This window comes from Methylocystis bryophila, from assembly GCF_027925445.1.
In the GTDB taxonomy this organism is placed as follows: Bacteria; Pseudomonadota; Alphaproteobacteria; order Rhizobiales; family Beijerinckiaceae; genus Methylocystis; species Methylocystis bryophila.
The window spans coordinates 1,706,315-1,730,016 of the sequence record NZ_AP027149.1; the positions used below are offsets into that span (position 1 = coordinate 1,706,315).

24 protein-coding genes are annotated in these 23,702 nt (G+C 61.7%); 12 read left to right on the plus strand and 12 right to left on the minus strand.

Annotated elements, in window-relative coordinates:
- Position 1 precedes the first annotated feature (1 nt).
- Positions 2–1,747: a GspE/PulE family protein gene (locus tag QMG80_RS07990; RefSeq protein WP_085772345.1), complete on the minus strand. Its 1,746-nt coding sequence runs from the start codon at positions 1,745–1,747 to the stop codon at positions 2–4.
- 405 nt (positions 1,748–2,152) lie between these two features.
- Here QMG80_RS07990 and QMG80_RS07995 point away from each other — a divergent pair, with 405 nt between their 5' ends.
- From QMG80_RS07995 to QMG80_RS08005, 3 genes are read left to right on the plus strand one after another with little or no spacing between them, the layout of a single operon-like run.
- Complete coding sequence (locus QMG80_RS07995) at positions 2,153–3,301, plus strand: PilN domain-containing protein (protein WP_085772346.1); 1,149 nt, start codon at positions 2,153–2,155, stop codon at positions 3,299–3,301.
- Positions 3,298–3,897 carry a type II secretion system protein GspM gene (gene gspM, locus QMG80_RS08000; RefSeq protein ID WP_085772347.1) on the plus strand — a complete coding sequence of 200 codons (600 nt, stop codon included), beginning with the start codon at positions 3,298–3,300 and terminating at the stop codon, positions 3,895–3,897. The genes QMG80_RS07995 and gspM overlap by 4 nt, the downstream gene beginning before the upstream one ends.
- The gene (locus tag QMG80_RS08005) at positions 3,894–4,682 is read left to right on the plus strand and encodes a hypothetical protein (protein ID WP_085772348.1); all 789 of its coding nucleotides are present in this window, start codon (positions 3,894–3,896) and stop codon (positions 4,680–4,682) included. Before gspM ends, QMG80_RS08005 begins: the two co-directional genes overlap by 4 nt.
- Before the next feature lie 70 nt (positions 4,683–4,752).
- Here QMG80_RS08005 and QMG80_RS08010 read toward each other — a convergent pair whose 3' ends face one another.
- Positions 4,753–5,745 carry a type II secretion system minor pseudopilin gene (locus QMG80_RS08010; RefSeq protein WP_158658803.1) on the minus strand — a complete coding sequence of 331 codons (993 nt, stop codon included), beginning with the start codon at positions 5,743–5,745 and terminating at the stop codon, positions 4,753–4,755.
- 179 nt (positions 5,746–5,924) lie between these two features.
- Complete coding sequence (locus QMG80_RS08015) at positions 5,925–6,512, minus strand: TetR/AcrR family transcriptional regulator (protein ID WP_158658804.1); 588 nt, start codon at positions 6,510–6,512, stop codon at positions 5,925–5,927.
- 124 nt (positions 6,513–6,636) lie between these two features.
- Between QMG80_RS08015 and QMG80_RS08020 the strand changes: the two genes are divergently transcribed.
- The 4 genes from QMG80_RS08020 to QMG80_RS08035 all read left to right on the plus strand — a co-directional run bounded on the left by QMG80_RS08020 (position 6,637) and on the right by QMG80_RS08035 (position 8,382).
- Positions 6,637–6,945 carry a YciI family protein gene (locus QMG80_RS08020; RefSeq protein WP_102938108.1) on the plus strand — a complete coding sequence of 103 codons (309 nt, stop codon included), beginning with the start codon at positions 6,637–6,639 and terminating at the stop codon, positions 6,943–6,945.
- A 3-nt stretch (positions 6,946–6,948) separates the two neighbouring features.
- Positions 6,949–7,647 (plus strand): DNA-3-methyladenine glycosylase I, encoded by a 699-nt coding sequence (locus QMG80_RS08025; protein WP_085772352.1) that lies wholly within the window; start codon positions 6,949–6,951, stop codon positions 7,645–7,647.
- 47 nt (positions 7,648–7,694) lie between these two features.
- The gene (locus QMG80_RS08030; protein WP_158658805.1) at positions 7,695–8,129 is read left to right on the plus strand and encodes a redoxin domain-containing protein; all 435 of its coding nucleotides are present in this window, start codon (positions 7,695–7,697) and stop codon (positions 8,127–8,129) included.
- Between the two features lie 82 nt (positions 8,130–8,211).
- Positions 8,212–8,382 carry an alkyl hydroperoxide reductase gene (locus QMG80_RS08035; RefSeq protein ID WP_102938109.1) on the plus strand — a complete coding sequence of 57 codons (171 nt, stop codon included), beginning with the start codon at positions 8,212–8,214 and terminating at the stop codon, positions 8,380–8,382.
- A 456-nt stretch (positions 8,383–8,838) separates the two neighbouring features.
- Here QMG80_RS08035 and QMG80_RS08040 read toward each other — a convergent pair whose 3' ends face one another.
- Positions 8,839–9,411, minus strand: coding sequence for a TetR/AcrR family transcriptional regulator (locus QMG80_RS08040; protein WP_102938110.1), 573 nt, complete (start codon positions 9,409–9,411; stop codon positions 8,839–8,841).
- A 110-nt stretch (positions 9,412–9,521) separates the two neighbouring features.
- Here QMG80_RS08040 and QMG80_RS08045 point away from each other — a divergent pair, with 110 nt between their 5' ends.
- Positions 9,522–10,172: an HXXEE domain-containing protein gene (locus QMG80_RS08045; RefSeq protein ID WP_158658806.1), complete on the plus strand. Its 651-nt coding sequence runs from the start codon at positions 9,522–9,524 to the stop codon at positions 10,170–10,172.
- 66 nt (positions 10,173–10,238) lie between these two features.
- On the opposite strand, the gene QMG80_RS08050 is transcribed toward QMG80_RS08045, so the two are convergent.
- From QMG80_RS08050 to QMG80_RS08070, 5 genes are all read right to left on the minus strand, one after another.
- A complete protein-coding gene (locus tag QMG80_RS08050; RefSeq protein WP_085772355.1) occupies positions 10,239–10,520 on the minus strand; it encodes a hypothetical protein in 282 nt (93 codons plus the stop codon).
- A gap of 91 nt (positions 10,521–10,611) precedes the next feature.
- The gene (locus QMG80_RS08055; RefSeq protein WP_158658807.1) at positions 10,612–10,914 is read right to left on the minus strand and encodes a nuclear transport factor 2 family protein; all 303 of its coding nucleotides are present in this window, start codon (positions 10,912–10,914) and stop codon (positions 10,612–10,614) included.
- Between the two features lie 38 nt (positions 10,915–10,952).
- Positions 10,953–11,522 (minus strand): TetR/AcrR family transcriptional regulator, encoded by a 570-nt coding sequence (locus QMG80_RS08060; RefSeq protein ID WP_085772357.1) that lies wholly within the window; start codon positions 11,520–11,522, stop codon positions 10,953–10,955.
- Between the two features lie 178 nt (positions 11,523–11,700).
- Positions 11,701–12,270 (minus strand): peroxiredoxin, encoded by a 570-nt coding sequence (locus QMG80_RS08065; RefSeq protein ID WP_085772358.1) that lies wholly within the window; start codon positions 12,268–12,270, stop codon positions 11,701–11,703.
- Between the two features lie 93 nt (positions 12,271–12,363).
- On the minus strand, positions 12,364–12,915 hold the full coding sequence (locus tag QMG80_RS08070) for a peroxiredoxin-like family protein (protein WP_085772359.1): 552 nt from the start codon (positions 12,913–12,915) through the stop codon (positions 12,364–12,366).
- A 175-nt stretch (positions 12,916–13,090) separates the two neighbouring features.
- Here QMG80_RS08070 and QMG80_RS08075 point away from each other — a divergent pair, with 175 nt between their 5' ends.
- Positions 13,091–13,993 (plus strand): LysR family transcriptional regulator, encoded by a 903-nt coding sequence (locus QMG80_RS08075; RefSeq protein WP_085772360.1) that lies wholly within the window; start codon positions 13,091–13,093, stop codon positions 13,991–13,993.
- A 191-nt stretch (positions 13,994–14,184) separates the two neighbouring features.
- On the opposite strand, the gene QMG80_RS08080 is transcribed toward QMG80_RS08075, so the two are convergent.
- Positions 14,185–15,882 carry an alkaline phosphatase family protein gene (locus tag QMG80_RS08080; RefSeq protein WP_085772361.1) on the minus strand — a complete coding sequence of 566 codons (1,698 nt, stop codon included), beginning with the start codon at positions 15,880–15,882 and terminating at the stop codon, positions 14,185–14,187.
- 420 nt (positions 15,883–16,302) lie between these two features.
- On the opposite strand from QMG80_RS08080, the gene gspD reads away from it, so the two are divergent.
- Positions 16,303–18,765 carry a type II secretion system secretin GspD gene (gene gspD, locus QMG80_RS08085; RefSeq protein ID WP_245299939.1) on the plus strand — a complete coding sequence of 821 codons (2,463 nt, stop codon included), beginning with the start codon at positions 16,303–16,305 and terminating at the stop codon, positions 18,763–18,765.
- A gap of 36 nt (positions 18,766–18,801) precedes the next feature.
- On the opposite strand, the gene egtD is transcribed toward gspD, so the two are convergent.
- On the minus strand, positions 18,802–19,827 hold the full coding sequence (egtD, locus tag QMG80_RS08090) for an L-histidine N(alpha)-methyltransferase (protein ID WP_085772363.1): 1,026 nt from the start codon (positions 19,825–19,827) through the stop codon (positions 18,802–18,804).
- A gap of 2 nt (positions 19,828–19,829) precedes the next feature.
- Positions 19,830–21,116, minus strand: coding sequence for an ergothioneine biosynthesis protein EgtB (gene egtB / locus QMG80_RS08095; protein WP_085772364.1), 1,287 nt, complete (start codon positions 21,114–21,116; stop codon positions 19,830–19,832).
- 171 nt (positions 21,117–21,287) lie between these two features.
- On the opposite strand from egtB, the gene QMG80_RS08100 reads away from it, so the two are divergent.
- Both QMG80_RS08100 and QMG80_RS08105 read left to right on the plus strand, forming a co-directional pair.
- Positions 21,288–22,061, plus strand: coding sequence for an ATP-binding cassette domain-containing protein (locus tag QMG80_RS08100; RefSeq protein ID WP_085772365.1), 774 nt, complete (start codon positions 21,288–21,290; stop codon positions 22,059–22,061).
- Positions 22,058–23,641, plus strand: coding sequence for a glycine betaine ABC transporter substrate-binding protein (locus QMG80_RS08105; RefSeq protein WP_102938111.1), 1,584 nt, complete (start codon positions 22,058–22,060; stop codon positions 23,639–23,641). The genes QMG80_RS08100 and QMG80_RS08105 overlap by 4 nt, the downstream gene beginning before the upstream one ends.
- The last annotated feature ends 61 nt before the right edge of the window (positions 23,642–23,702 follow it).

Here is a 23,702-nt window from a genome sequence, read left to right on the forward strand (position 1 = left end):
TCTAATCCATCCGGGTTACGCGCAGCACTTCATCAATGCTTGTTTCGCCACGCCAGGCCTTGCCCATGCCGCATTGATACATCGTCGTCATGCCGGCGCTGCGCGCGCAAGATTCGAGCGCCGATTCGGGCGCACCCTCGCAGACGAGTCTCTGCATCGTGTCGTTCATGAGCAAGAGTTCCGCAATCGTGGATCGACCGGAATAACCTGAATTGCGGCAAGAGGGGCAGCCTGCCGGAGCGCGCAGTCTTTCCTTCTCGCGCGTGAAGGCCTCGCCGGCAAAGCGCTCGCGCCATTGCGTCTTGGGCTCGAGAGGGGCCTCGCAGTGCGCGCAAAGCCGTCGCACCAACCGTTGCGCCAGCACGGCTTTCACCGTCGACGCGATCAGATAGCTCTCGACGCCCATGTCGACGAGGCGCGTGATCGACGACGCGGCGCTGTTCGTGTGGAGAGTCGAAAACACCAAATGCCCGGTAAGCGAGGCCTGAATCGCGATTTTGGCGGTCTCCGCGTCGCGAATTTCGCCGATCATGATGACGTCCGGGTCCTGGCGCAAAATCGCGCGCAACGTGTGCGGAAAATCCAGACCGATCGCAGGCTGCACCTGCACTTGATTGACTCCGGCCAGCTGATACTCGACCGGATCCTCCACCGTGAACACTTTCACCTCAGGCTTGGTGATTTCTTTGAGAGCCGTGTAGAGCGTCGTCGTCTTGCCGCTGCCCGTCGGGCCCGTCACGAGCACGATCCCATTGGGATTGCGCATGGTCCTGCGCAGCGTGTTGATGGTGTCCGGCTCAAAACCCAAGGCGTCGAAATCGAGCGTCGTCTGAGAGCGGTCGAGAATGCGCAGAACGATGCTCTCGCCATGAGAGGTGGGAATCGTCGATACGCGAAAATCGATGTCGACGCCCCGGATCGCCATCTTGATGCGCCCGTCCTGGGGCAGGCGCCGTTCCGCGATGTCCAGACGCGCCATGATTTTTATGCGAGACGTGATCGCCGCCTTGAACCCCGGAGGCAAGGTTTCGGTGGCGCGCAGCACGCCGTCGATACGAAAGCGCACGACGACCGACTCCAATGTGGGCTCCACATGAATGTCGGAGGCGCGCGCTTCGATCGCGTCGGCCATGATCTGATTGACGCGGCGAATGACAGGCGCTTCGTTGGCGATGTCGCGCAATCGTTGTAGATCGAATTCGCTCGCGGCCTCTATGTGCGCTTCGTCGGCGACGAGAGCGAGACCCTGGGATTTCTTGCCATAGAGTTCCGCCCACGCCTTCTCGAACAACGAGGGACTCAGCAGACGCAGCTCGAAGTCGAGCCCCGTCGAATAGATGAGCGCGTCCACGGCCTCGAGATCGAGCGGATCGGTCAACGCGAGCGCGGGCCTATCCTGGTCGACGAAGAGCGGCAGGATCGCGGCTGCGCGCAAGAATGTTTCCGGTATCTTATCGGTCAGGACCGGCTCGAGTGGAAGCCCTCGAGGCTCGAGCACGGGAATGTCGAGAAATTTGCCCAAATGCGTATAGAGGTCGGGCTCCGCCACGAGACCGAGCTTTGTCAGCACGCGGTCGAATCTCTCGCCGCTCTGCTTCGTCGCCCGTTGCGAACGTTGCAGCGCGAGCTCATCGAGGGCGCGCGCCTCGAGCAAAAAGGCGCCGAATTCTTCGGCGAAAGCGCCGCCTGCCGCCGCGAAGCGTCGCTGCGCGGAAGATTGCGCCTTGGAGGATCGAGAACCCTGCATTTGCATTTCCCGCAACTCTTTATCCGAGACGGCGGCTTTCTATCGCTTCTAGCGCGATTTCGGTTCCAATGGAATCGTTCGAGCGATAAGAAGCCGCGCCAGATCAGAACGCCGGAGCAAAATCCCGACTGCAGAGGCCTCTCAACTTTTGCGTAAATTTGCTCTGAGAGTCCCGTGACAGGCCTAGCGTCATCAAGATGCCGTTATTGAAGGTTTTTTCTAAGGCAAAATTGAGGGTTTTGTCTGTGCTCGGCGCGCGGTGCGCGCCGCTCTAAGGAGACGCAGCCCACATCGAGCAAGCGAGGACCAAGACCGGATGGGTCGCGAAGCTTCTGTCCTATTGTCCGCTCGCAAGGGCTGCGGCGAGGGTCTTCGAAGCGACTCCGCCTTCGAAGAGAAAGCCTGATGACGTCGCAAGCTCGCGCTCCCTGGAACAAGGACCTTTTCACGGTTGCGCTGCACGCCAGCGGCCAAAAGATTTGGCGGCTTTATCGTCGCGAGTTCTTTGCGCTGTTTCCCCCGGCGACGGTCGCCTGGTTGCTCGATACTGGGGATTGCAAGCTCGTCATTCGCGCCAGGGACGGCGAGACGGAGTTTCGCTTCCAGAGCGGCCCCTCCGAGACGCTTTCCTTGCCCCTCGCTCCAGACGAAATGCGTCGAAGCTCTCTCGCTCGGGCCTTGACCGAGCGCGGGCTCTCTCGCGAAGGGACCAAAGTGTTCCTCGAAATCCCTCGCGACGCTTTCTTTGTGCGCCGGTTCGACATTCCGGCGGCCGCCGAAGCGAATCTGGCGCGGCTCCTGATTGCCGATATCGAGCGTAAATCGCCGTTCCGTCTCAGCGATGTCGTTCATGGCCACACCTTGCAGCGAAAGCCTGGCGCGCCGGACAAATTTGTCGTCAATTTGTGGATATTGCGTCGAGACATCGTTTCGCGGGTCATCGAGGCCGCGGGGGTCGCCTGGGGGGACCTCGACTTTGTCATGCCGGCGAACGACGGCGGCCAGGCAGAAAAAGGACCCATCATCCCGCTCGCTCGGGGAAGCGAGCCTTCGCATTGGTTCCGCAATGTCGCGCTCGGACTTTGCGCGGCCACCATCCTTTTAAGCTTGCTGGGCTCGCTCGCCCTGATCTGGCGCATCGGTCAGGCGGCGGGGGCGCTCGACGCGGAGCTTGCGGACGTGAACGCGCGCGCGACGAGCGTGCGCAAGATGGCTGATCAGGCCGTGGCAGAGAGTCGCCTGCTGCAAACATTGCGCGCAGAGCGCGCCAAGGGACCCGGCTTCGGCGATTTGTGGGAGGAGATATCACGAATTTTGCCTGACGGCGCCTATCTGACCGAGCTGCGCTTGACGGATGGGAAGAACGATGAGCGTTTTGTCGATCTCGTTGGCCTGGCGGAATCGGCCGTTGGCTTGCCTGCGCTATTCGAGAAGTCGCCGATCTTTACCGACGCGTCCTTGACCGCGGCGATCACGCCAAATGCGGCGGACAAGCGCGAAGCCTTCTCGCTGCGGGTCAAGATCAAGCGTCGCGGGGCGGTCGAAGCGAAATGATCACGCTCAGTAGGCAACAGCAGTTGTGGTCGCGCCGCTTCTTGTTCGTGACCGCCAACCTTCTCATCCTCATCGTGGCCTATCTCCTCTTCGTCGCGCCGATCGAAAGCATCGTGGAGGAGCGGGCGGACGCGCTGGCGCAACAGCAGGCGACGCTGGCGCGCTATAAATCTATTTCCAGCCAAGAGGCCGCGGTCCACGCCTTCGCGAACCAGGTCGCGGAGAACAATGCGCATGGAGAGCTTATTGGCGGCTCGAATCCGGGCATCATCGCCGCCAATTTGCAGGCGCGTCTGAAGACGCTTTCCGAGAGCGCGAATGTCTCGGTGAAATCCATACAAATGCTGCCGCCTAAGAGCGTCCACGGCATAACGCTGGTCGGGGCGAGGCTTGACGTTTCTGGCGCCACCGAACCGCTTCACGCCCTCGCCCGCGCGTTGGAGGCCGAGACGCCCATGTTGTTCGTGATGGCGGCGTCGCTGCGTGGCCAGGCGGGATTCTGGGGAAGACCGGCCGAAGACGCGAACAAGACGGACCCGACCATCGAGGCGCAATTCGACGTCTACGGCGGCGCCTTGGGGAAGGAGCAGCCGTGAGGGATTTGCGTGCGACGCCGCTTCTCGAACGTCTTTCGGCTCTGACCAAGTCCTGGCGTCTTTCGTCCCCCCTATCGCCGGAGATCCTTGCGGGTCTTTCGGCTCTGGCTAGGTCGAAGCGTCTCCCTTCCCCCCTCTCGCCGCTATTCCTGGCTCGCGTTTCGGCTTTCGCCAAGGCGAAGCGCCTTTCGCCCCTCATGCTGGCGACGTTGAGCTTGCTTTCCGTCACGACGACGCTCTCCGCGCTTTTCTTCCTACGCGCGCTGATCGGTTGGGATCTGGTTGCCCCTTCTGCGATCGCCGACTGGCGGCCCCCATCCGCATCCTTCCTCAATTCTTCCGAGTCGAAGGCTCCGCCCACGGACACCGAAACTTTAGCCCGGCCCGTCTTCGCAAAATCGAGGCGTCCCATCCCAAAGGCCGCCGCGACCCCGGCGCAAGAGACACAATCCGCGGGTCCGCCCCCCGCGGTGACGGTGCAAGCCCTCGTGCTCTCGAGCGGCGGGTGGCGCGCCTATCTCGCGGGCCGGGGCGACAATAAAGGCGATTGGTACCAGACCGGACAGATCGTCGATGGATGGACCATCTCGGAGATCCACGCCACCGACCTGACCTTGAAGAGCGGCGAGCGGACCGAGATTCTGTCGCTCTACCCCGAGACGCCGGCCTCGGCCGAAGGCGAGGCGAAGCCCTCGCCGCTGGGCGCGTCCGGGGCGCTGCGCGGCCCGCCAGGCCTTCCGCCAGGCCCGCCGCCGGTGGAGCCGAGGCTGGACAGACGGAGGTGAGAAGGCCGCGGAGCGCTTCGAGGCGACAGCGCTCCGTCAACTTTTGCGGAATTCGTTCCAAAGACCGATTTTAAGGTTTGCAACTTTGCAGCGCATTCTGGCCGCTGCTGGCGGCGGCCCGCAATTCGGCGAGGTGGCGCGGGGCGCCGGCCCGCAGCTCATGCAGGACGAAGGGACCGTTGCCGGTCGGCCTGAAATCCACGATCGCGTCCTTGGCGCCGACCTGTCCGTTCGCAGACAGCGTTTCCGCGTGAACGAGGAATGTCGAGGCGCCGCCGCCTTGACCCGCAGATTTGAAGGTTTGCGGAAAGCGCGCGTCGTTTCGGTCGAGATTATTGGGAAAAGGGTTTTGCTGGAAATCGCGAACATCTTCCGCCGAAAAACCGGCGAGCGCCGCAAAGAGCGCCGGTGGGGCGGCTTTCGGGTCGACGCCGGGTCGATAGGAATAAACGGTCGCCACGCGCAGGAGCTTGGAAAAAAGCGCCGGATCGACGCCCGTGACCTGATCAAGCTCCAAAGTGGTGGCAAAGAGCGCATGCTTGGCGTGAAACGGCCTGCCGGGATCGTCCGGCTCGTCTTTTTCAGCGCCCGTTCCGATGGGCGGCTGCGTGCGAAAATTTATGATCGCGTCGGTCAAGGCGTTCGCCGCGCTCATTTCCAGCCCCAGCCCAACGAACGTCGCGTTCAAGATTTGCGGAGTCGAGCTGTTGAGATCGATCTTGCCGCTCTCGTCCTCGATCGCGACGGCGACGGCTATTCCGTCCAGGGAGCAGAAAATGGGCTTGCCATCATGGACTGCCTGTTGATCGTGCTGCTCCTGCTCGGAAAGCAGCGATAAAATCGCCATGTTGACGGCGGCGTCGGCGGAAAAGCCCGCCTGCGCCGCGCCGGCGATGTTGGAAGCGGTCTTCAGGCGCAAGCTGCTCGTCGTCGCAAAGGACAAGATCAGCAAAGTGATGATGCTCAAGCCCCAAACGACGGTGACAAGGGCGAAACCCCGCTTGCGTCGCAGCGAAGGCGCTTTCGTCTGTGCCGGCGGCGCGCCGCTCTTTGAACGAAACATCATCGCCTCGTCGCGCCGCTCGCTAGGAACAGAGGCGCGCGTTCCGCTTTTGACTGGCTTCGCCGGGAAGCAGGAATCCCAATCATGACCCAAGCAGCCAAGCCTTGATAGCTTTCTTTTCGTGACCTCGCCAGCGCTTGGGGCTCATGATGTCTCCTCACCGTGCCCCAAGGTGAGCATTAGGCGGCCACAGGCCAGGTAGCCATGAATTGATCGATCATTTGTTGAATTTCCTTCCCACTTGCACCCGAATGGGCTTCCACTGCGATGCCCCAGATCAGCGTCACGACGAGGCGGGCTGTGTCATCCGCTTTCCAATCGCCGGGAAGTCCGGTTTCGGTTTGCTGATCCGCCGAGAAGCGCTCTGTTAGGCGCGTGCGCAGAGCGGCGCGTCCTTGCGCCCACTCCGTGCGAAATGGGTGATCGTCGCAGATCGGCAGTGAGTTGTTGAGGATCAGGCAGCCAGGAGCGTGATCTGGACTAGTGTGAAGTTCGCCAAAGCCGGACAACAAGCGCTCCACGAGAGATCGCGAGTCAGTTTCCCGAAAGGCGCGCTCGACGATCTCGCCTTGACGCTCAAGATAGGCGTCGACGATCCGGCGAAACACACCGTCCTTACTGCCGAACGCGAAATAGAAGCTGGGCGCGCTGATCCCGATGGCCTTGGTCAGATCACCGATCGACGTCCCGTCATAGCCGCGGCGCCAAAACATGTCGGCCGCGATATTCAGCGCATGGTCAATGTCGAATGTCCTGGGTCGCCCCACCCGCAGCTCTCCTGTAATATATCGGACGCTAAAGAATCGCTTGACGCCCGAGGCGGCATACTTTAGCGTTCGATATAGAATGACGGCTCGCGATGCGCAAGCCGTCAAGTCCATGGGGGAAGCTATGAAGCACTATCTGCTCGAAGGAAAACATCTGGTCCCGTTCGCCGAGTTGCAGAATCTCCTGCCGGAGCATCACGCCTACCTCCAAGCCGGCTATGACAGCGGCCACTTCCTGTTTTCCGGGCCACAAGCGCCACCGGACGGCGGCATTCTGGTCGCCCGTGCGAAGAATCGGGAGGAACTCGACGCGTTGCTCGCCTCCGAGCCGTTCGTCCGCGAAGGGAAGATGGTCTTTACCCGCGTGACCGAATTCGACGCGGCGCAGTTCCAACCTTCGCTCTCAAGCTGGTTCTCCGGTTTGGCGGAGTGAGCCATGCGAAGTTTCTCGGAAATCGTCGAACTCGCGTTGCAATCCCATTCCCCCGAGGAAATGGCCATCGGGTTGCTGAGCCTACGTCCAAGGCCGCCCTCCGAAATTGCAAAGATGGGAGATGATCGCGTATTGGCGCTGATGGCGCAGCGCATCTTCTCCGCCGGATTCTCCCGAAAAGTCATCGAAGCCAAATGGCCCTCCTTCGAGGAGGCTTTCTGGCGTTTCGCACCTGAGCGCTGCGCGGGGCTCGACGAGCCTGATCTTGACGAACTCTTGGCCAACAAGGCGATCGTCCGCAACGGCCCCAAGATCCTGGCTATTCGCGACAATGCTCGCTTCATTCTGGGACTTGCCAAGCAAAACGGTTCAGCGGCTCGCGCCTTCGCGCAATGGCCGGACGATCGATATTTCGAGCTCATCGATCTCTTGCGCCGCGAAGGCAGCCGTCTTGGCGGCGACACAGGCATGCGCTTCGTGCGCGATCTGGGCAAGCCAGCGCTAATCCTGACGAAGGACGTCAACGCCGCCCTTATCCGAGAGGGCGTGATCACCTCGCCGCCCACAAGCCGCAAGGCTCTCGAGGCCGTGCAGGCGGCTGCCAACGCTTGGGCGGCAGAAAGCGGGTTCAATCTAAGCGAAATCAGCCGCTACCTCGCCTGGAGCATCGGGCTCTCTGCAAGGGTGTCAGCGCACGTTTGAGCAGCACGCGGTCATTCACTGCACGGATGAAAAATCAGGAGCCTATCATGTCCCTCAATGCGCAAATTCAAGATCTTGTAAAGGCGTTCCGCACGTCGTTTTCGCCAGAGCTGAACGCGCTGGTCGAGCGAGGCGCCGGTGAGATCAGCGCGATGCCGATCGTGGAGAATGCGCTCAAGGCAGGAGACAAGGCGCCCGAATTCAGCCTCCTGAATCACCATGGCGAGCCGCGAAGTCTCATTGACTACCTGAAGACTGGCCCACTGGTGTTGACCTTCTATCGCGGGCTGTGGCGCCCCTACTGCAACCTCCAGCTCAACGCGTACAACAAGGGTTACGCCGACATCAAAGCGTTGGGCGCAAACCTCGTCGCCATTTCCTCGGAAGGTCCCCAATGGCGCCGAGGCCATCAAAGATTCCAACCTGCCGCAGGAGACCAAGGACACCATCATCGGCGCTCCAGACTTCGACGTTCTGCATGACGCCAATACCGAGGTCGCCAAGCAATTCGGCGTCGCTTTCGTCCTGCCTGAGACGCACCGGCAACTGCTGCACACATTCAACGTGAACGTCGAAAAAGCTAACGGCGACAGCACCTATGCTTTCGCCGATCCCGCCACCTACATCATCGGTCGGGATGGCGTTATCGCCTGGGCCTACATTCCCAACAACTATCGTAAGCGCGCCGAAGTCTCGGAGATTTTGAAGCAGCTTCGTCTGCTTGCGGCAAGGTAAAGAACGCCGCCTCGGAGCATGGAAGGCGCGGCGTCGCCAAAACAGCGAAGAGAGCGCCGTGTTCTCTGCGCCTCGAGCTGAGTGATCAAACGCGCTCTGCCTAATGACAGCGCGAGATAAAATGACAGCGGATCGATATGACGACCAAACAACCGCTCGCAATCGTCGCCCGGCCGGATTACCGGTTGCAGTTTGCGGTTGAGAAGTCGTTCGGCCGCGGCGACACTGAGCCGTTGGCGCGCAATTTTGCAATCGACGTCATGTCACCACAATCCGAAGAGTCTCGCTCAACCGCACGCGTTTCCCGAGTTGGCGGCGGCGCGCCGCTTACAGTCAATCTCGGGACGCCAGCAGCGGCCAGAAGAAGAAAATCCGACAGCGCCGGATGTGCATCGATGAATGCCCGCGCTGCCGCCACCGTACCTCACCTGTCGCGCGTCGGAGAAACTCCAGGGGTCATTCGTCACCGGCGACGTATCGCTGTATCGTTTTGCCCACCTCGGCGACGATGAACTCGCGTGACATTGTGACGGCAGGCGGAAGCTTCAACACGTAGCGACAAAGCGCGAGGCCCAAGAGTTGGCTCGCCACCAGCCCCGCACGCTCCGCGGCATAAGCGTCGGCGCCCGCGTATTTGAGCGCCGGCATGACCTGGCTCTTGAAGAGCTCCCGTAGCTTCTTTGCGGCGTGTTCGTTCGACGCCGCAGAGCGCAGAAGGATTGCGAGGCCGCTATTGCCCCGTTCGCCCTCCCAAACGCGCAGAAAATGCCGCACCAAAGTCGTGCCGATCGCAGAGCGCTCAACGGTTCGCAAGTCAGGCAGCATCAGATCGAAGGTAGCGACGCGCGCGAACAGCGCATCCTTGCTGTCGAAGTAACGGATGATCATGGCCGGATCGATACGGGCCAGGGCGGCTATGTCCCGAAGGGTCGTGCGTTCATAGCCATTCTTGGCGAACAGCGCCTCAGCGGCGGCAAGGATAGCGGCCTGGGTGCGTTCGGATTTCGTCTGTGTCGCCAAAACCTTCATGCCGAATAATGCCAACGCGTGTTGACAAATGCAAGGCGCCCATGCATAAGTCACCATATGTTGACTTATGGGGCGGACGATAGGCCCAGAGACATCGAGGAGGGTTGCCCGTGAATCAGGCGTTAGCTGTTACCCCCCAATCGCTCACTGTGCGGGACTTCGCGATCGGAACGGGGATTGCCGTCGCCATGGCGGCTTTATTTGTGTGGTTAAGCTCGGGCTGGTCTTTAATCGCCACATTCATTCCTGGTGTCGTGTCAGCTTGGGCAGTCTTTTCATGGTTATACGCGCGCAGGATTGAATTGCCAGAAGCCGAGACATTCATTCCAGCTTTCTTCGTAGTGCTCGCGATTCAGTTTTTACATTTCAATGAGGAGTACATTACCGATTTCCGTAGCTTCTTTCCGGAGCTTTATGGCGGCGCCCCCTTTAGCGGCGCGCTCTTCGTCACTATCAATATGGTATCCTACAGCGTGTTCGCCATCGCATGCCTCGCAGTGTTTGCTTGGAGGCGCAGCTTCTTGCTTATGCCCGTGCTGTTCTTCGTGGTCTACGGAGCGATCGGCAACGCGATCTCGCACACGTTTTGGGTCATCGACGCCCAAGCCTATCGGCCGGGATTTGTGACGGCCCAGTTCTTTTGGCTCGCCGGCCCCTGGCTGTTGCGAAAGCTTCTGGGCAGCTGGCGCGCCACGGCAGTCGCCATCGCCGGTTTTGCTTCGATGCTCGTGCCGCTACTCAAATTGCTGGCGGTTCACTGAGGGCAAAGCTGAGGGGAGCGCCTTTCGACGTCGGAAACTTCTGACTTGCTAGCGCGTCGGCGAGATTCATTCAAAAAGCGGGTCGCCGATTTTCTGGTTACGCTCGATGGCGCGCGGAATGATATCGTTGATGTCTTCGCTAATAATACTGGCGACCATGTCGTCGCTCGTTAGATGTGCTCGGGCATCAATAATGGGATTTTCGGGCTCCCGGCAGATGGACGGCCTGTGCGTTTTTCCGGGATTGCGATCTGGCGCGTCGAGAACGGCAAGCTCGCCGAAGGCCGGATAGAACGTGCTGGTCTCGAAGCCTACAGAGAATTGACTGGCGGTTAATGTGTGGGGCACACTTCGCTTCTCCGCCCTTCTTTTGCTCGCGACCAGAAAAGGGAAACGCCGTAGATGCGAGCGCCATTCTGCGCAATGCTGAGTTAGGCGATCACGTCACAGCAAAAAAGCCCGTAATGCGCGCCAGCTTGCCGTCGTCACTGAGCTCGGCAAAGCTGACGCCGGTCCCGATGACCGATTTGTCGCCGCCCACCATGTTCCACTGGGCGAGCGTTCGGCCATGGTGGCCCGCCGCTTCTCGAATTTCGAATCCCGCGCCGGGCAGGTTGGTTTGGAAACCCGCCATATATTCAGAAAACGCGGGGATGCCGGTGAGTGTGACATGAGGGTCGGTGTAGCTGACTTCCGCAGCGACCGTTTCGGCCAAGCGGCCTAGCCGCTCGGTCTCAGGCATGGACCAGCTCTCAGCATATCGATCCCATAGCGCCTTGGTCATAGTCGTCCTTTCAAGTTGTCGAACTCAAACGCGATCATCTCGGCCAGCCGGTCTTTGGGATAGCCGCAGCGAATCAACACGAGCACGCCCTGGTAAAGCGCGAGCAGTCGGCGAGCGGCCGGTCTGGCGTCGCCGCTTTCGGGCGATAGCCGTTCGAGGACCGCGGCAAAGGCGTCTTCCTGCGCCTGAAATCCGCGACGCAGATCGACGAGCGCTTCGGATTGCCCAGGCCCCAGTTCGACCGCCGTATTGGTCAGTAGGCAGCCATAGGATCCACCGCCGGGCTCGTCGAGCAGCGTCATGAAGAGATCCCGCAACCCCGCGAGGGGATCTTGCTGCGCCAAGTGCTCGGTCAAGCGTCCGCTGACGACCGTGTCGACGTAACGCGCCAGCGCCAACCGGAAGATTGCCTCCTTGTCGCCGAAGCTGTTGTACAGGCTGCCCGACGAAAGGCCTGTTGCGTTCTCAAGCGCTTTGATCGAAGTCCCGCCAAACCCGGTATGGCGGAAGGCTTCGACTGCGGCGTCGAGCGCGGGGTTGACTTCAAATTCGATAGGGCGGGGCATCAGGGCTCATTCTAAATTGCTGATTCTAAAATACGTGATTTAGAACCAACCGTCAACCCACAATGCGCCCTGTCTCTGGTTGGCGTCGAACCCCAGCCGCGCGGCGGGTCGAATCTTGCAGCCTTCGCACGCCCCGTGCGGCGCTATTCGGCCTCGCAAATATCAGACGCCGAATACCTCAGCCCGCGCGTTTCGCTCTCAACCACGCAGCGACATCGTCAGCGCTGCGGTCGGGTGGGAAGACCGGATAGAAAACATGCTCAATTCGTCCACCCGTCACAATCATGGTCAGACGCTTCAGCATCCGCCCGGCGCTTGTCTCGAAGGTCGGCAGCCGCATCGCGCTCGCGAATGAGAACGCGCTGTCGGAAAGCAGGGGAAAGGGCAGGTGGAGCCGGTCCGCCGCTTCCTTTTGGTACTCCGTCGTTTGGCCGGAGAGACCGAAAAGATGATCCGCTCCGAGAGCCTGAAGTTCAGCGTGATGATCCCGGAAGGCGCAGGCCTGCGGCGTGCAACCGCGAGCTCCTGGCAACATGTCCCAGCCGTCTGGCAATGGAACCCCGGGTCGCCCTGTCATCGGATAGAGATAGATCACCGACGTTCCGGCGAGAGCCGATAGGTCGACAGCCGACCCATTGGTCGCTGGCAAGGCGACAGAGGTAATGGGCAGTCCTTTGAGATGCGCGGCGGCCCCATCATCCACTGGCGAGGGGATAGCGGACCAATCGACCGACAAGAGGTTTGTCATTCCATAACCTTTCCAGTTTTGAATTAATCGCCGTTCCAAATATGAAGGCTGCCTATCGCGCTCCCGGCAGCGCCGGGACACCATGCGCTGACTTTAGGCAGCCATCAAAGACCCGCTCAGATCCAGCAGTTCGTCAACGCTCCACTGATCATAGGCGTGCGTTCCGTAATGGACGGCCTTGACTGTTCCGTCGGAGGCGATGAGGAATTCCGCGGGAAGCCCGGCAACCCCGCCGTTCGGCAAGCCCGATATCCGCGGCTTGTCTTTCCGAAGATTGCCCTTCAATGAAGCCGCCCAGGCTTTGAGGGAAAGAAACGCAGAGATCGAGCTTTCGACGCCATATTTCCGGTACAGCGTCTTGGTCGGATCGCCGATGACATCGAACGGGAAGCGCCCCTGATAGGGCAGAAGCTCGCCGTCGTTGGAGTGAAAAACGACGACCTCGCGGATCCCCGCCTCAGTGAGTTCCTGATGCCGCGCGATGATCGACTGAAGGTGAAGATTGCAGATCGGGCATCCCGCGAAACGTCTGAACTGGACATGCGTCCATAGACTGGCCTCCGCCGGAACAGAAACGTCATTTCCATGGATGTTCTTTGTTGAAAAAGGCGGAAATGTCTGACCGCCGACGATTTTGCGTCCCATAGTCCTCTGCCTGTCTTCTTGCCGTCGGTCCTGTCGCGGCTGGAACAATTGCATCAGTCGGTTCAGCCTGCCCTCATCGCGACGGCTGAGCGGTGTCGCGGCTGTCCCTCCAATATGACCTATGCGCGGATTCGTAGAAGTGTGATATTTTGCCTTTCAGAAATGCGTTTTCCGTATGAATGACCGATTTGCTTCCCTGCAGCTCTTCATTCGCGTCGCGCGCAGCGGCAGCTTCTCCGCCGCCGCGCGCGCGATGGGCATGACGCAACCGACGGCTTCACGGACCATCGCGGCGCTCGAAAGGCAGATCGGCGCCAAGCTGCTTTCTCGCAGCACCCGCGCCGTTACCCTCACGGACGCCGGCCTCGATTATCTCGCCCGGAGCGAGGCGATCCTTGCGGCGCTCGACGAGGCTGATCATGCGGCGCGCGGCACCGGAGAATTGCGGGGGACATTGCGGGTGGCGATGTCGCCCTCCTTCGCGATCCGGACTGTTTTCCCGCGCCTGGCTCGCTTTTCCGAGCGACACCCAGACCTTCGGATCGAATTTGCGCTCTCGGACGCCAGACACGACCTTATCGGAGACTCCGTCGACGTGGCCGTCCGTATCGGTATCCTGAACGACAGCACAGCCCTCGCGCGAAAAATCGGGACTGTCCGGCGTGTGCTTGTCGCCTCGCCCGCTTATCTCGCGCGAACGGGAACGCCACGCATTCCTTCCGATCTTGCCGGGCACGCGATCATCGTCGGACCGGCTGGCCAGGGTTCGGAAGCCTGGTCATTCCGCAAGGAGGGAAAGACAATGTCCATCCGCGTTCAGGCACGACTGGTGATTGACCTGAGCGAAGCGGCCACCGCGGCGGCGGTCGCGGGCTTGGGTGTCGTCTCTACCGGAGCCGGAAGCGTTCAGGCCGAGGTTGAACAGGGCGCCCTCGTGCGACTTCTCCCCGACTGGGAGATTGGCGATTCGGATATCCACACGATCCTTCCCGCCGGTCGGGCCGCCAAGGCGTCGGCGCGCGCTTTTGCAGCGTTCATAGCTGCCGAGATCAGAGAGATCGAGATGTTCACCATCTGAGGCCAGAAACCAGGCCCGCTTCCTGTGCGTTGAGAATGCGCCCGGGCGCCCCGTCTCCCTTTCTGCGCGGGTGGCTGAAAAGCAGAGAGCCCGGCGCGGGGCCGGGCTCTCGAGAATTGCCGATGCTTTGCGCGCAAGAGCGGGCGGCTTTCGCCGCGCCGCGTCTTTGGGAGCACTCGAGCGTCGCTCCGTCAGTCCCTGGAGTCGAAGGCTACGCCCGGAAGCGCCTGAGTGCCTTCCTGCTGCACAGCTTGCAGGGCGTGCGGGTTGAGACCCAAGGCCCGCAGAATGGTCGGCGCCACCTGCGCGGTCTGCACCGGGGAGGTGATCGTGGCCGGACGCAGGTTCGGGTTCGAGAGCAGCATCATCACATTGGTGTCGTCATGCGAGAAGCCGCCGTGCTCGGCATGCTTCTTGGAGCTGCCGGAATAGGTGACGCCGATATTGGGGGTCACAATGATATCCGGCGTGCGGGGATCGCCGCCGTTCTTCGGCAGGCCGGGAGCGTTGAACATCTGCGCGATGCCGGGCCCGGAAAAGATCTGGCCGACGCCAGCGACATTGGCCGAGGTCGGCGACGCGCTTTCGAGCGTGCTCACCGCCGCGGCCGTGGCGCAGCCCTGCTGAGTCTGATCGAGCCAGAGCAGCGAGACGTCATCCTCGGTCGGCCCGATGCCATTCGGGTTGTTCGGCGACTCCGAGAACGGCAGACAGTTGGCGAGGATTGTGGCCGGCGAGGTCGTGATCGGGCTGCCCGCGGGAATCCCCACGCCCTGGTAGCGCGAGGTGTCCACCGGGCTCTGGCCGTGCTTTGCCGTGATGACGATCAGCGTGGAATGATAGTCGCCCGTTTTCTTGAGCTCGGCGACCATCTTGCCGATCGACGCGTCGACGAACTGGATCTCGTTCGACAGCAGGGACGAAGGCGTGCCCGCATTGTCCGTGTAGCCGCCGCTTGCCGACTTCGTGATGAGCTTCTGACCGATGCTGACGGCCTGGAAATTCATGCCGAAGATGGCCGGCACCGGCGCGGGCTTCGAGCCGTCATGCCGCTTGCCGTGGATCTGGTTGAGGATGGCGTTGACCTTCAGCGTGTCGTAGCACTGAATGTTCTTGAAGCCGCCGGTGTAGTCGCTCGTCACGCCATCCGGCAACGGGGAACAAGCCGTCCCATCCGGCAGCGTAACCGGCAAGGGAACGGGTTTGGAGTTGATCTCGGGCGAGTAATAGTCGTCGAGATTGCTGCCGTTGCCGGGACCCGCAACGGACGAATAGGACGGGTGCTTGTCGGACCAAGCCGTGTAGCCGCCGGCCTGATGAATCACGCCGAAGATCGTGTTGGTCCGCACGAAGTTCCAGGGATAGACCGGGCGGCAGCCGTTGAAGGGATCGCGCGGAAGTTTCGTCGCATCGATCGACGCGATGCCGCCGTCCTGGCCGGCAGCGGCGCCGCCGTTGAGTTGGGACTGATCAAGATCGATTCCCTCCTCGTATTCGGTCGTCGTTCCGTTCGGCGTGTTGGGGTTGCAGACCCCGCCCGCCACGCCATTCCCCGTGGTGTTCTGGGGCGGAGCCAGGACGCGATCGTAAGCCACGTCGTAGTAGGCGCCCACAGTGCGCGGCGATCCGCCGGACACAATGGCCATGAGTCCGGGAAAGGAATCGGACGGTTTCGAGGTCGAGGCCTCGAGATAATTAACGCCCTTAGCCGTCAGCCCGGCGAGATTCGGACAGGTGGAATTGCTCGCGCAATTGATGAAATCAAGGGCGTGCATGCCGTCAATGCTGATGAGCAGCACGTGGTTGATTTTTGTGTCATCGTCGGCGCGAGCTGCGCCCGCAGCGACGGCCAGTGCGGCGACGCTCGCAGCAAGTATATGTTTTTTCATAGATATTACCTCCCTCTCGGCTTGAGCCGAAGTGTTTGCCAAGACCCCTTAGGGGGAGGGGTTTACCGATTTATGACACCCCGGTGACGCTGACCGGACGGAGCTCGAGCCGTCTTGATTGCCCTCGATTTTTCCGTGTCTTGGTCATCGCGAGAGAAGCCACGTCGAGGCGAAAATGGCGCTCAATCGCGCGCAAGCTGCATTGGTGAAAAGATCGGCGCCAGAAGATTGGAGCCGCTCCGAGGGGCCTAACATTCTGAAAATCATGTGACGAATCATGAACGGGCGTGAAAAGCCCCATCACGCCCGGTGAGCGCGCCGCCAGATCGTTCGCGCAAAGCCTGAACTCTGTCACAATGCTTATCTACGTGGTAGCTGATGCGGAGCCTTTGTCCGGGTCCGACGCCAAATGGGTTGCTTGTGAGCAGACGTCTTGTGAACGCTTTCCTGGCGGCGGTATGCCTCGCGGCTGCAGGCTGCCAGACGACGGGCGAGCCTCCTGTCGCCGAATGGAGCGTGGAGCCCTCGAACGCCCCACCTGACCACTCCCCAATGGGCGGAGGGGCCGTTAGCCGCGGCGGCGCCGTGACGAGCGCGCGTGGCGGCAACGCGGCTCTCGTCGTGCCCGGAAGCGGGCGTTTCATCGGCCGCAGCCAAGGGCTGAAGGGCGAAGCGCCCGATTCGGGGGAAGACAAGGTCACGCTCAATCTCGCCAATCTGCCGATCGCGCAAGCCGTCAAGGTGGTGCTGGGCGACATAATGAGTGTGAATTACGTCATCGACCCACGTCTCGACGGCAAGATCACGGTCCATACGACGCAGCCGGTGAGCAAGACGGCGGCCCTGGAGCTATTCGAATCGGCGTTGCGCGTGTCCGGCGGCGCGGTGGTGCAAGCAGGGGGCGTCTACAAAATCGTGCCGCTCGACCAGGCGGGGGCGGCCGGCGGAAATATTTCGACCGCGGCTGCCGACGCGACGTCGGTCGGCGAGAGCACGCGGGTCATTCAGCTCCATTATGTCGCGGCGTCGGAGATGCGCCGGCTCCTCGAGCCGATGGCCATTCAGGGCGGAATCGTCTCGGCCGACGACGCGCGCCACACGATCACGCTGAGGGGCTCTCCACAGGACCTTGCGACGCTCGGCGACGTCATCGCGACCTTCGACATCGACACGATGCGCGGCATGTCCTTCGCCCTCGTGCCGGTGAAAAGCGGCGATCCGGACGCGATCGTTGAAGACTTGCGCAAGGTCTTCGGAGCGGACGATAAGGATGGGCCGATGAAGGGCATGGTGCGCTTCGTCAGCAACAAGCGTCTCGCCTCGGTCTTGGTGATCTCGGCGCAGCCGGCCTATCTCAGCCGGGCGCAGACATGGATCCAGCGGCTCGACGCGCGCGCGCAAGGAACGGAAAAGCAATTTTTCACCTACCGCGTGCAGAACCGGCCAGCCAAGGAGATGTTGCAGGTTCTGACCTCTATGTTCGGCTCCGACAGCCGGAGCGGAAGCAACACGGCGCCGCGCTTCGGTCAGTCCTCCGCCTCCTCCTCTTCCTCAGGCGATGACAGTGGGCAGAGTTCTTCGAGCTCGTCGACTTCAAGCCCGCTCGGCGCGCTATCGGCCTCAGGTCCCACGGGCGGCGGACAGATCGGCGGCAGCGCCTCGAGCGGCGGCGCTTCCTCAGGGCTCGGCGGGGCGTCCAGCGGCGGGCTCGGCAGTCAGCCGGGAGGCCCCAACGGCGCCGCTGGTTTTTTCGGCGCGGGCGTGACGAACACGTCGAGCGATCAGGGGTCGAAGGGCCCTGGCACCGTGTCGCTGGGAGAGGACGGCCGTTACAAGGTCGGCGTCGACGAGGCCAAGAACTCGCTCGTCGTGATGGCGACGGCGGACGACTATAATAAAATGTTGCACGTCATCGAGGCGCTCGACGTCCAACCCAATCAGGTCTTCATCGAGGCCACGATCGCCGAAGTCGCGCTCACCGACGAGCTGCATTTCGGCGTCGCCTGGTTCCTGCAAAGGGGACGTAGTGCCGCGGGTTTTGGCGGGCAGGCCGTCACTTCGACATCGACTACTTCAACGACATCGACATCGACCACCTCTACCGTCAACACCCTTCTTGGCAACAACAATATTTCCGGCAGCAACTTGATCGGCGTCCCCCTTCAGAGCGTGTTTCCGGGCTTTTCCTACGCCTTCACCTTGGGGAGCGCAGTCGCGGTGATCAATGCCCTCAACGCGATCACCAATGTGAACATCCTTTCGACACCCTCGCTGACCGTGTTGGACAATCGCCAGGCGACGCTGCAAGTCGGCCAAGAGATTCCCGTCAACACGCTGCAGAGCGTTTCGGCGATCGGCAACACATTCAATTCCCAGTCCTATCTGAACACGGGCGTGATCCTGGCCATTACCCCGCACATCAGCGAGAGCGGTCGGCTGATGCTCGATATCAATCAAGAGGTCTCGAACACCGTGCCGGGCACAGGTGGGAACGGCAACAACCCCACGATCGACCAACGCAAGGTGAAGACGCAGGTTTCCGTGACCGATGGAGAATCGCTCGTCCTCGGCGGTCTCGTCCAGGATCAACGCTCGAAATCCGCCAACCAAATTCCGGTTGTCGGAGACATCCCCATCGTCGGCAGCGCGTTCAAGGATAAGGACGATCAAATCACCAAGACAGAGCTGATCATCATGATCACGCCGCATGTGATTCGCAATCAGAGCGAGGCGCGCCAGATCGCCGAGGAATATAAGCGCAAGCTGTTAAGCGTCTCGACAAAAGCGATCGCCAGGCCTCACGACATCGAGCAATCCACGCGACGCACTCTGCTCGACGACACGGCGGTCAGCCCCTGGATTGTCGACCGGGTCACGCGCTGAGCATTCGTTGCGCCGGCGGACGAGTCCCGGCGCGATTCAGCCGGAATGCCGCGTTGATCTCGCGGCGGCGGTCAGCTTGGCTCCCGCTGTCGAATCCTCATCCATGCCCCGCAGCTCGAAGACGCTGAACCAGCCGCTTGCGTCAGTCCAAAAGCTGCCGACACGCCAACCCCCGGCCTGCGCCAGTTCGGAGAATTGCTCGATTGAGAATTTGTAGGAATTTTCCGTGTGGATGCGCTCTCCTGCACGAAATTGAAAGCGCTCGCCCAGAACTTCGACCGTTTGCTCCTTCACGCTTACGAGATGCATTTCGATGCGGCCGTTGACCGGATCATAAATCGCCTCGTGACAAAAAGCCGAAACATCGAATGTCGCGCCGAGCTCGCGATTGGCGCGCGCGAGCAGGTTGAGATTGAAGGCGGCCGTGATGCCCGCCTTGTCGTTATAGGCCTCGATCAGCACGCGCGCATCTTTCTTCAGATCGACGCCGACGACGAGCGCGCTGCCCTCCGCCAGGGTCCTGCGCATCGCGCGCAGCAAGTCAATCGCCTCGCAGGGAGCGAAGTTGCCGATCGTCGAGCCCGGAAAGAAGCCGAGCTGCTTCATTTGCGCGACGTCCTTCGGCAGCAGCACGCCATGCGTGAAATCGCCGAGAATGGGCCGCGTGTTCAGCGTCGGATAAAGCCGGTTGAGACGTCTTCTTGCCTCGTCGAGCGCGGTCCTCGAGACGTCGATCGGCGCGTAAACCGAAAGCCTCGGCAGCCGCGCCAGAAGGATTTCGGTCTTCCGGCTGGACCCCGAGCCGAATTCGATGAGCGCGCCGCCTCCGACGAGGTCCTTAACAATTTCGCCGACATGCGCTTCGAGCAGCGCGATCTCCACACGGGTCGGATAATATTCGGGCAGGCGCGTGATGTCCTCGAAGAGCTCGCTGCCGCGCGCATCGTAAAGGAATCGGCAAGGCAGGCTCTTTCGCGCTCTCGACAAGCCCTCGACAACGCAAAGCGCGAAGTCGCTTTCGCCGTCGCGCCGTCGCGTCGCGCGCTCGACCGCTGGGCGCATTCTCAGAGGTCCTCCGCGAGGCGCAGGCCCATGAATTGCCAGCGCTGATGCGGATAGAAAAAGTTGCGATAAGTCGCGCGAGCATGTCCTTTCGGCGTCACGCAGGAGCCGCCGCGCAGCACGTGCTGGCCAACCATGAACTTGCCGTTGTATTCGCCAAGCGCGCCCAGCGGGGGACGATATCCGGGGTAGGGAAGATAGGCGCTGCCGGTCCACTCCCAGACGTCGCCGAACATCTGTCGAGGCGCGCCCGCCACGCTTGAAGGGGCGGGCAGGGGGCGGAGCGCGCCGCTGGAAAGGTCGTTCGCCGCCTCCGGCGCGCGTCGCGCCGCGATCTCCCATTCGAATTCGGTCGGCAGCCGCCTCCCCGCCCAACGCGCGAAGGCGTCGGCCTCGTAATAGCTCACATGCGCGACGGGAGCCGCCGGATCGAGCCGTGTCATTCCCTGCAGCGTCATCGCGCGCCACTCGTCGTCGCGTTGTTCCCAATAAAGCGGCGCGCGCCAGCCTTCCCGATTGAGAGCCGCCCAACCGTCCGAAAGCCAGAGCGACGCCGCCTCATAGCCCTTGTCCAAAACGAACTCCAAGAACTGCCCGTTGGTTACGGCGCGGTCCGCCAGTGCAAAGGGATGGATCAAGGTCTCGTGAGCCGGGCCCTCATTGTCCCATGCGAAGCCCTGGCCCGCATAGCCGATGCGTTCGACCCCGCCGGCGTATTCGATCATCCAGCCCCGCTTCGCCGCAGTGACTTTCTGCGGCTGCGGCTGCCCGTAGCTCGGCCGCAGCGGATTGGCGGCGAAAAGAGCAAGCACGTCCGTCAGCATCAATTCCTGATGCTGCTGCTCGTGGTTGATCCCGATTTCGAGCGCCGAAGCCGCCGCATCATCCTCGTCGAGCCCAAGCGCAAAGAAAGCTTCCAGCGCGACGTCGACATGCTCGCGATAGGCGCGAACGCTCTCGAGCGAAGGCCGGGTGAGGACGCCGCGCTTGGGTCTGGGCTGGCGCGGACCGACTTGCTCGTAATAGGAGTTGAAGCAATAGCCGAAAGACTCGTCGAAAATGGCGTAGCCCGGCATACGCGGGGCGAGAACGAAAGTTTCAAAGAACCAAGTGGCGTGAGCGAGGTGCCACTTGGTCGGGCTGGCGTCGTCCATCGCCTGCGCAACCATGTCCTCCGCGGTCAAAGGCGCGGCAAGCTTAACCGAGAGCTGGCGGGTCTCCAGAAGGCGCGTGCGGAGACTACTCGACGCGCGCTGATCCGAATTAATGTCGGAGGCCAATTGAATCATTGCGGTTCTCGCCGAATGGAGCGCTTTTTCTGAACGGTTGATCGCAATGCATATAGGGCCATCTTCGGGCAAGCACAGCGGAGCTGAAATTTGCCCCTATGGCTAGGTTAATCCGACTATAGTTGTTCCTTGTCTGTCGTTTCCCTGCCCCGGGAGGCTACCGAGACCCAAATGATAAAGCTGGACAAGGTCAGCAAGTCATACGACGCGTTGCGCGTGCTCGACGACGTGAGCCTAACGCTGGCGCAAGGCTGCACGACGGCCGTCATGGGGCTCTCGGGCTCGGGAAAATCGACCCTGCTCGCGCTCATCGTCGGGTTAGAGGCGCCCGATCAGGGGGAAGTGAGGATCGGCGACGATCGCATGGCGCCAGCCTCAGCGCTGAACCTGCGGCGCCGCATGGGTTATGTCATCCAGGACGGTGGCCTGTTCCCGCACCTGACCGCCAGGCGCAACATCGAGCTCATGTCTCGCGAGTTGGGTTGGCGCGCGGCGCGTCGAAGCAAACGTCTGCAGGAACTCTGCACGCTGACGCGCTTCCCTGCGGAAGCCTTGGAGCGCTACCCGGCGGAGCTCTCCGGCGGTCAGCGCCAGCGCGTATCCTTGATGCGGGCCCTGATGCTGGATCCGCCGATCCTTCTTCTCGACGAGCCGCTTGGCGCGTTGGATCCGATGACGCGCGCCAGACTGCAGGAGGATCTCAAGTCGATTTTCCGAACGCTGAAGAAGACCGTCGTTATCGTCACGCATGACGTAAGCGAAGCGGCCTTTCTCGGCGACACGATCGTCTTTCTGCACCAGGGTCGAGTGCTGCAGCAGGGATCCTTCCGTGATCTCATCGCCGCGCCCGCGGACCCCTTCATCACCGAATTCATCAGAGCGCAGGCCTCGCGTCTCGCGACGCTCCGCGAGATCGCGTCGACCTTACGGGAGCCGGCGCCATGAGCCCGCGCGGCGCAATGCTCCTATGCTGCTTTCTATGCTTGCTATTCTGCCGGGCCGACGCCGGTGCTGCGGCGACCCCCGAAGAAATAGTCATCGGCTCGAAGAAGTTCACCGAGTCGGTCATCCTTGGGGAGATCGCCGCCAAGCTTTGCGCTTCGACCGGGGCGAGAACCGTCCTCCGCCAGGAACTCGGCGGAACGCGTCTGCTTTGGAGCGCCCTTCTTGCTGGCGAGATCGACGTCTACCCCGAATATGCCGGCACGCTTAGGCAAGAAATCCTCGCAGGCGAGGACGTCTCGGACGAGGAGGCGCTCGCGCGCGCGCTTGCGGCGCGCGGTCTGAAAAAAAGTAAGCCGCTCGGTTTCAACGACGCCTATGCGCTGGGCATGAGACGTGAGGCGGCGAAACGTTTGGGCGTCGTCCTGATCTCGGATCTCGCGCGCCATCCCGAGCTGCGGTTTGGGTTCAGTGACGAGTTTTTGAACCGCAAGGATGGCTGGCCCGCTCTGCAAGCCGCCTATGGGTTGAACGCGGCGCAGGCGATCGGCCTCGATCACGACATCGCTTACAAAGGGATTGCCGCAGGAAAGATCGACGTCGTCGACCTCTACACGACGGATCCCGAGATCGGTCTCTATGATTTGAAGCTCCTCGAGGACGATCGCAAAGTTTTCTCCGACAATGAAGTTTTTCTTCTCTACCGCGCCGATCTTCAGCAAAAAGCGCCCAAGGCTTTGGGCGCGCTGTTGAAACTGCAAGGGCGTATAGACGATGCGGCAATGATCGCGATGAACAAAGCCGTCAAAATCGAAAGACGCAGCGAGGACGAGACGGCCGCTCACTTTGTGCAAGAGACGTTTGGGATCGCCGAGAGCGCACGGCGGGACAGCCTCGCCTCGCGGCTTCTCGCTCGCACGCTCGAACATCTTCGGCTCGTGGCGCTATCGCTCGGTCCAGCGATCATGGCGGCGGTCCCGCTCGGCGTCATCGCCTTTCGCCGTCCCCGGCTTGGTCACGCGATACTGGCGCTCGCCAGCGTGCTGCAAACCATCCCCTCACTCGCGCTGCTCGTCTTCATGCTGCCTCTGTTTGGCCTAGGGCCTGAGCCGGCGATCGCGGCGCTGTTCCTTTACAGCCTGCTGCCGATCATTCGGAACACGGCCTCGGGCTTGCAGAGCATTCCGGCTTCGATCCGCAACTCCGCGATTGCGCTCGGCCTGACCCCGACGCGGCGTCTGCTGCTCATCGAGCTTCCCATCGCCGCCCCCGCAGTGCTCGCGGGAATCAAAACCGCGGCAGTCATCAATGTCGGCACGGCGACGCTCGGCGCGCTGGTCGGCGCCGGCGGCTACGGGCAGCCGATCTTCACGGGCGTGCGGCTCGACGATTTCGGCCTCATCCTGGCAGGCGCGGCGCCGGCGGCGGCGCTCGCCTTGCTGGTGCAGGGAGTCTTCGAGCTCGCCGAGAGGCGCCTCGTTCCGCGCGGCCTGCGCGCTCCCGACCGCTCCGCGGTTGCGGTCTCGACAGATCCCGATTCGCCGCCGAAGATTGGACAAAAAACGACCCGGCCGACCGGATAGCGCGTCCTCAGCGCTTCCCCAGGCGCTCACACTAACTGGTTGGAATTGGCGACCCCGCGCA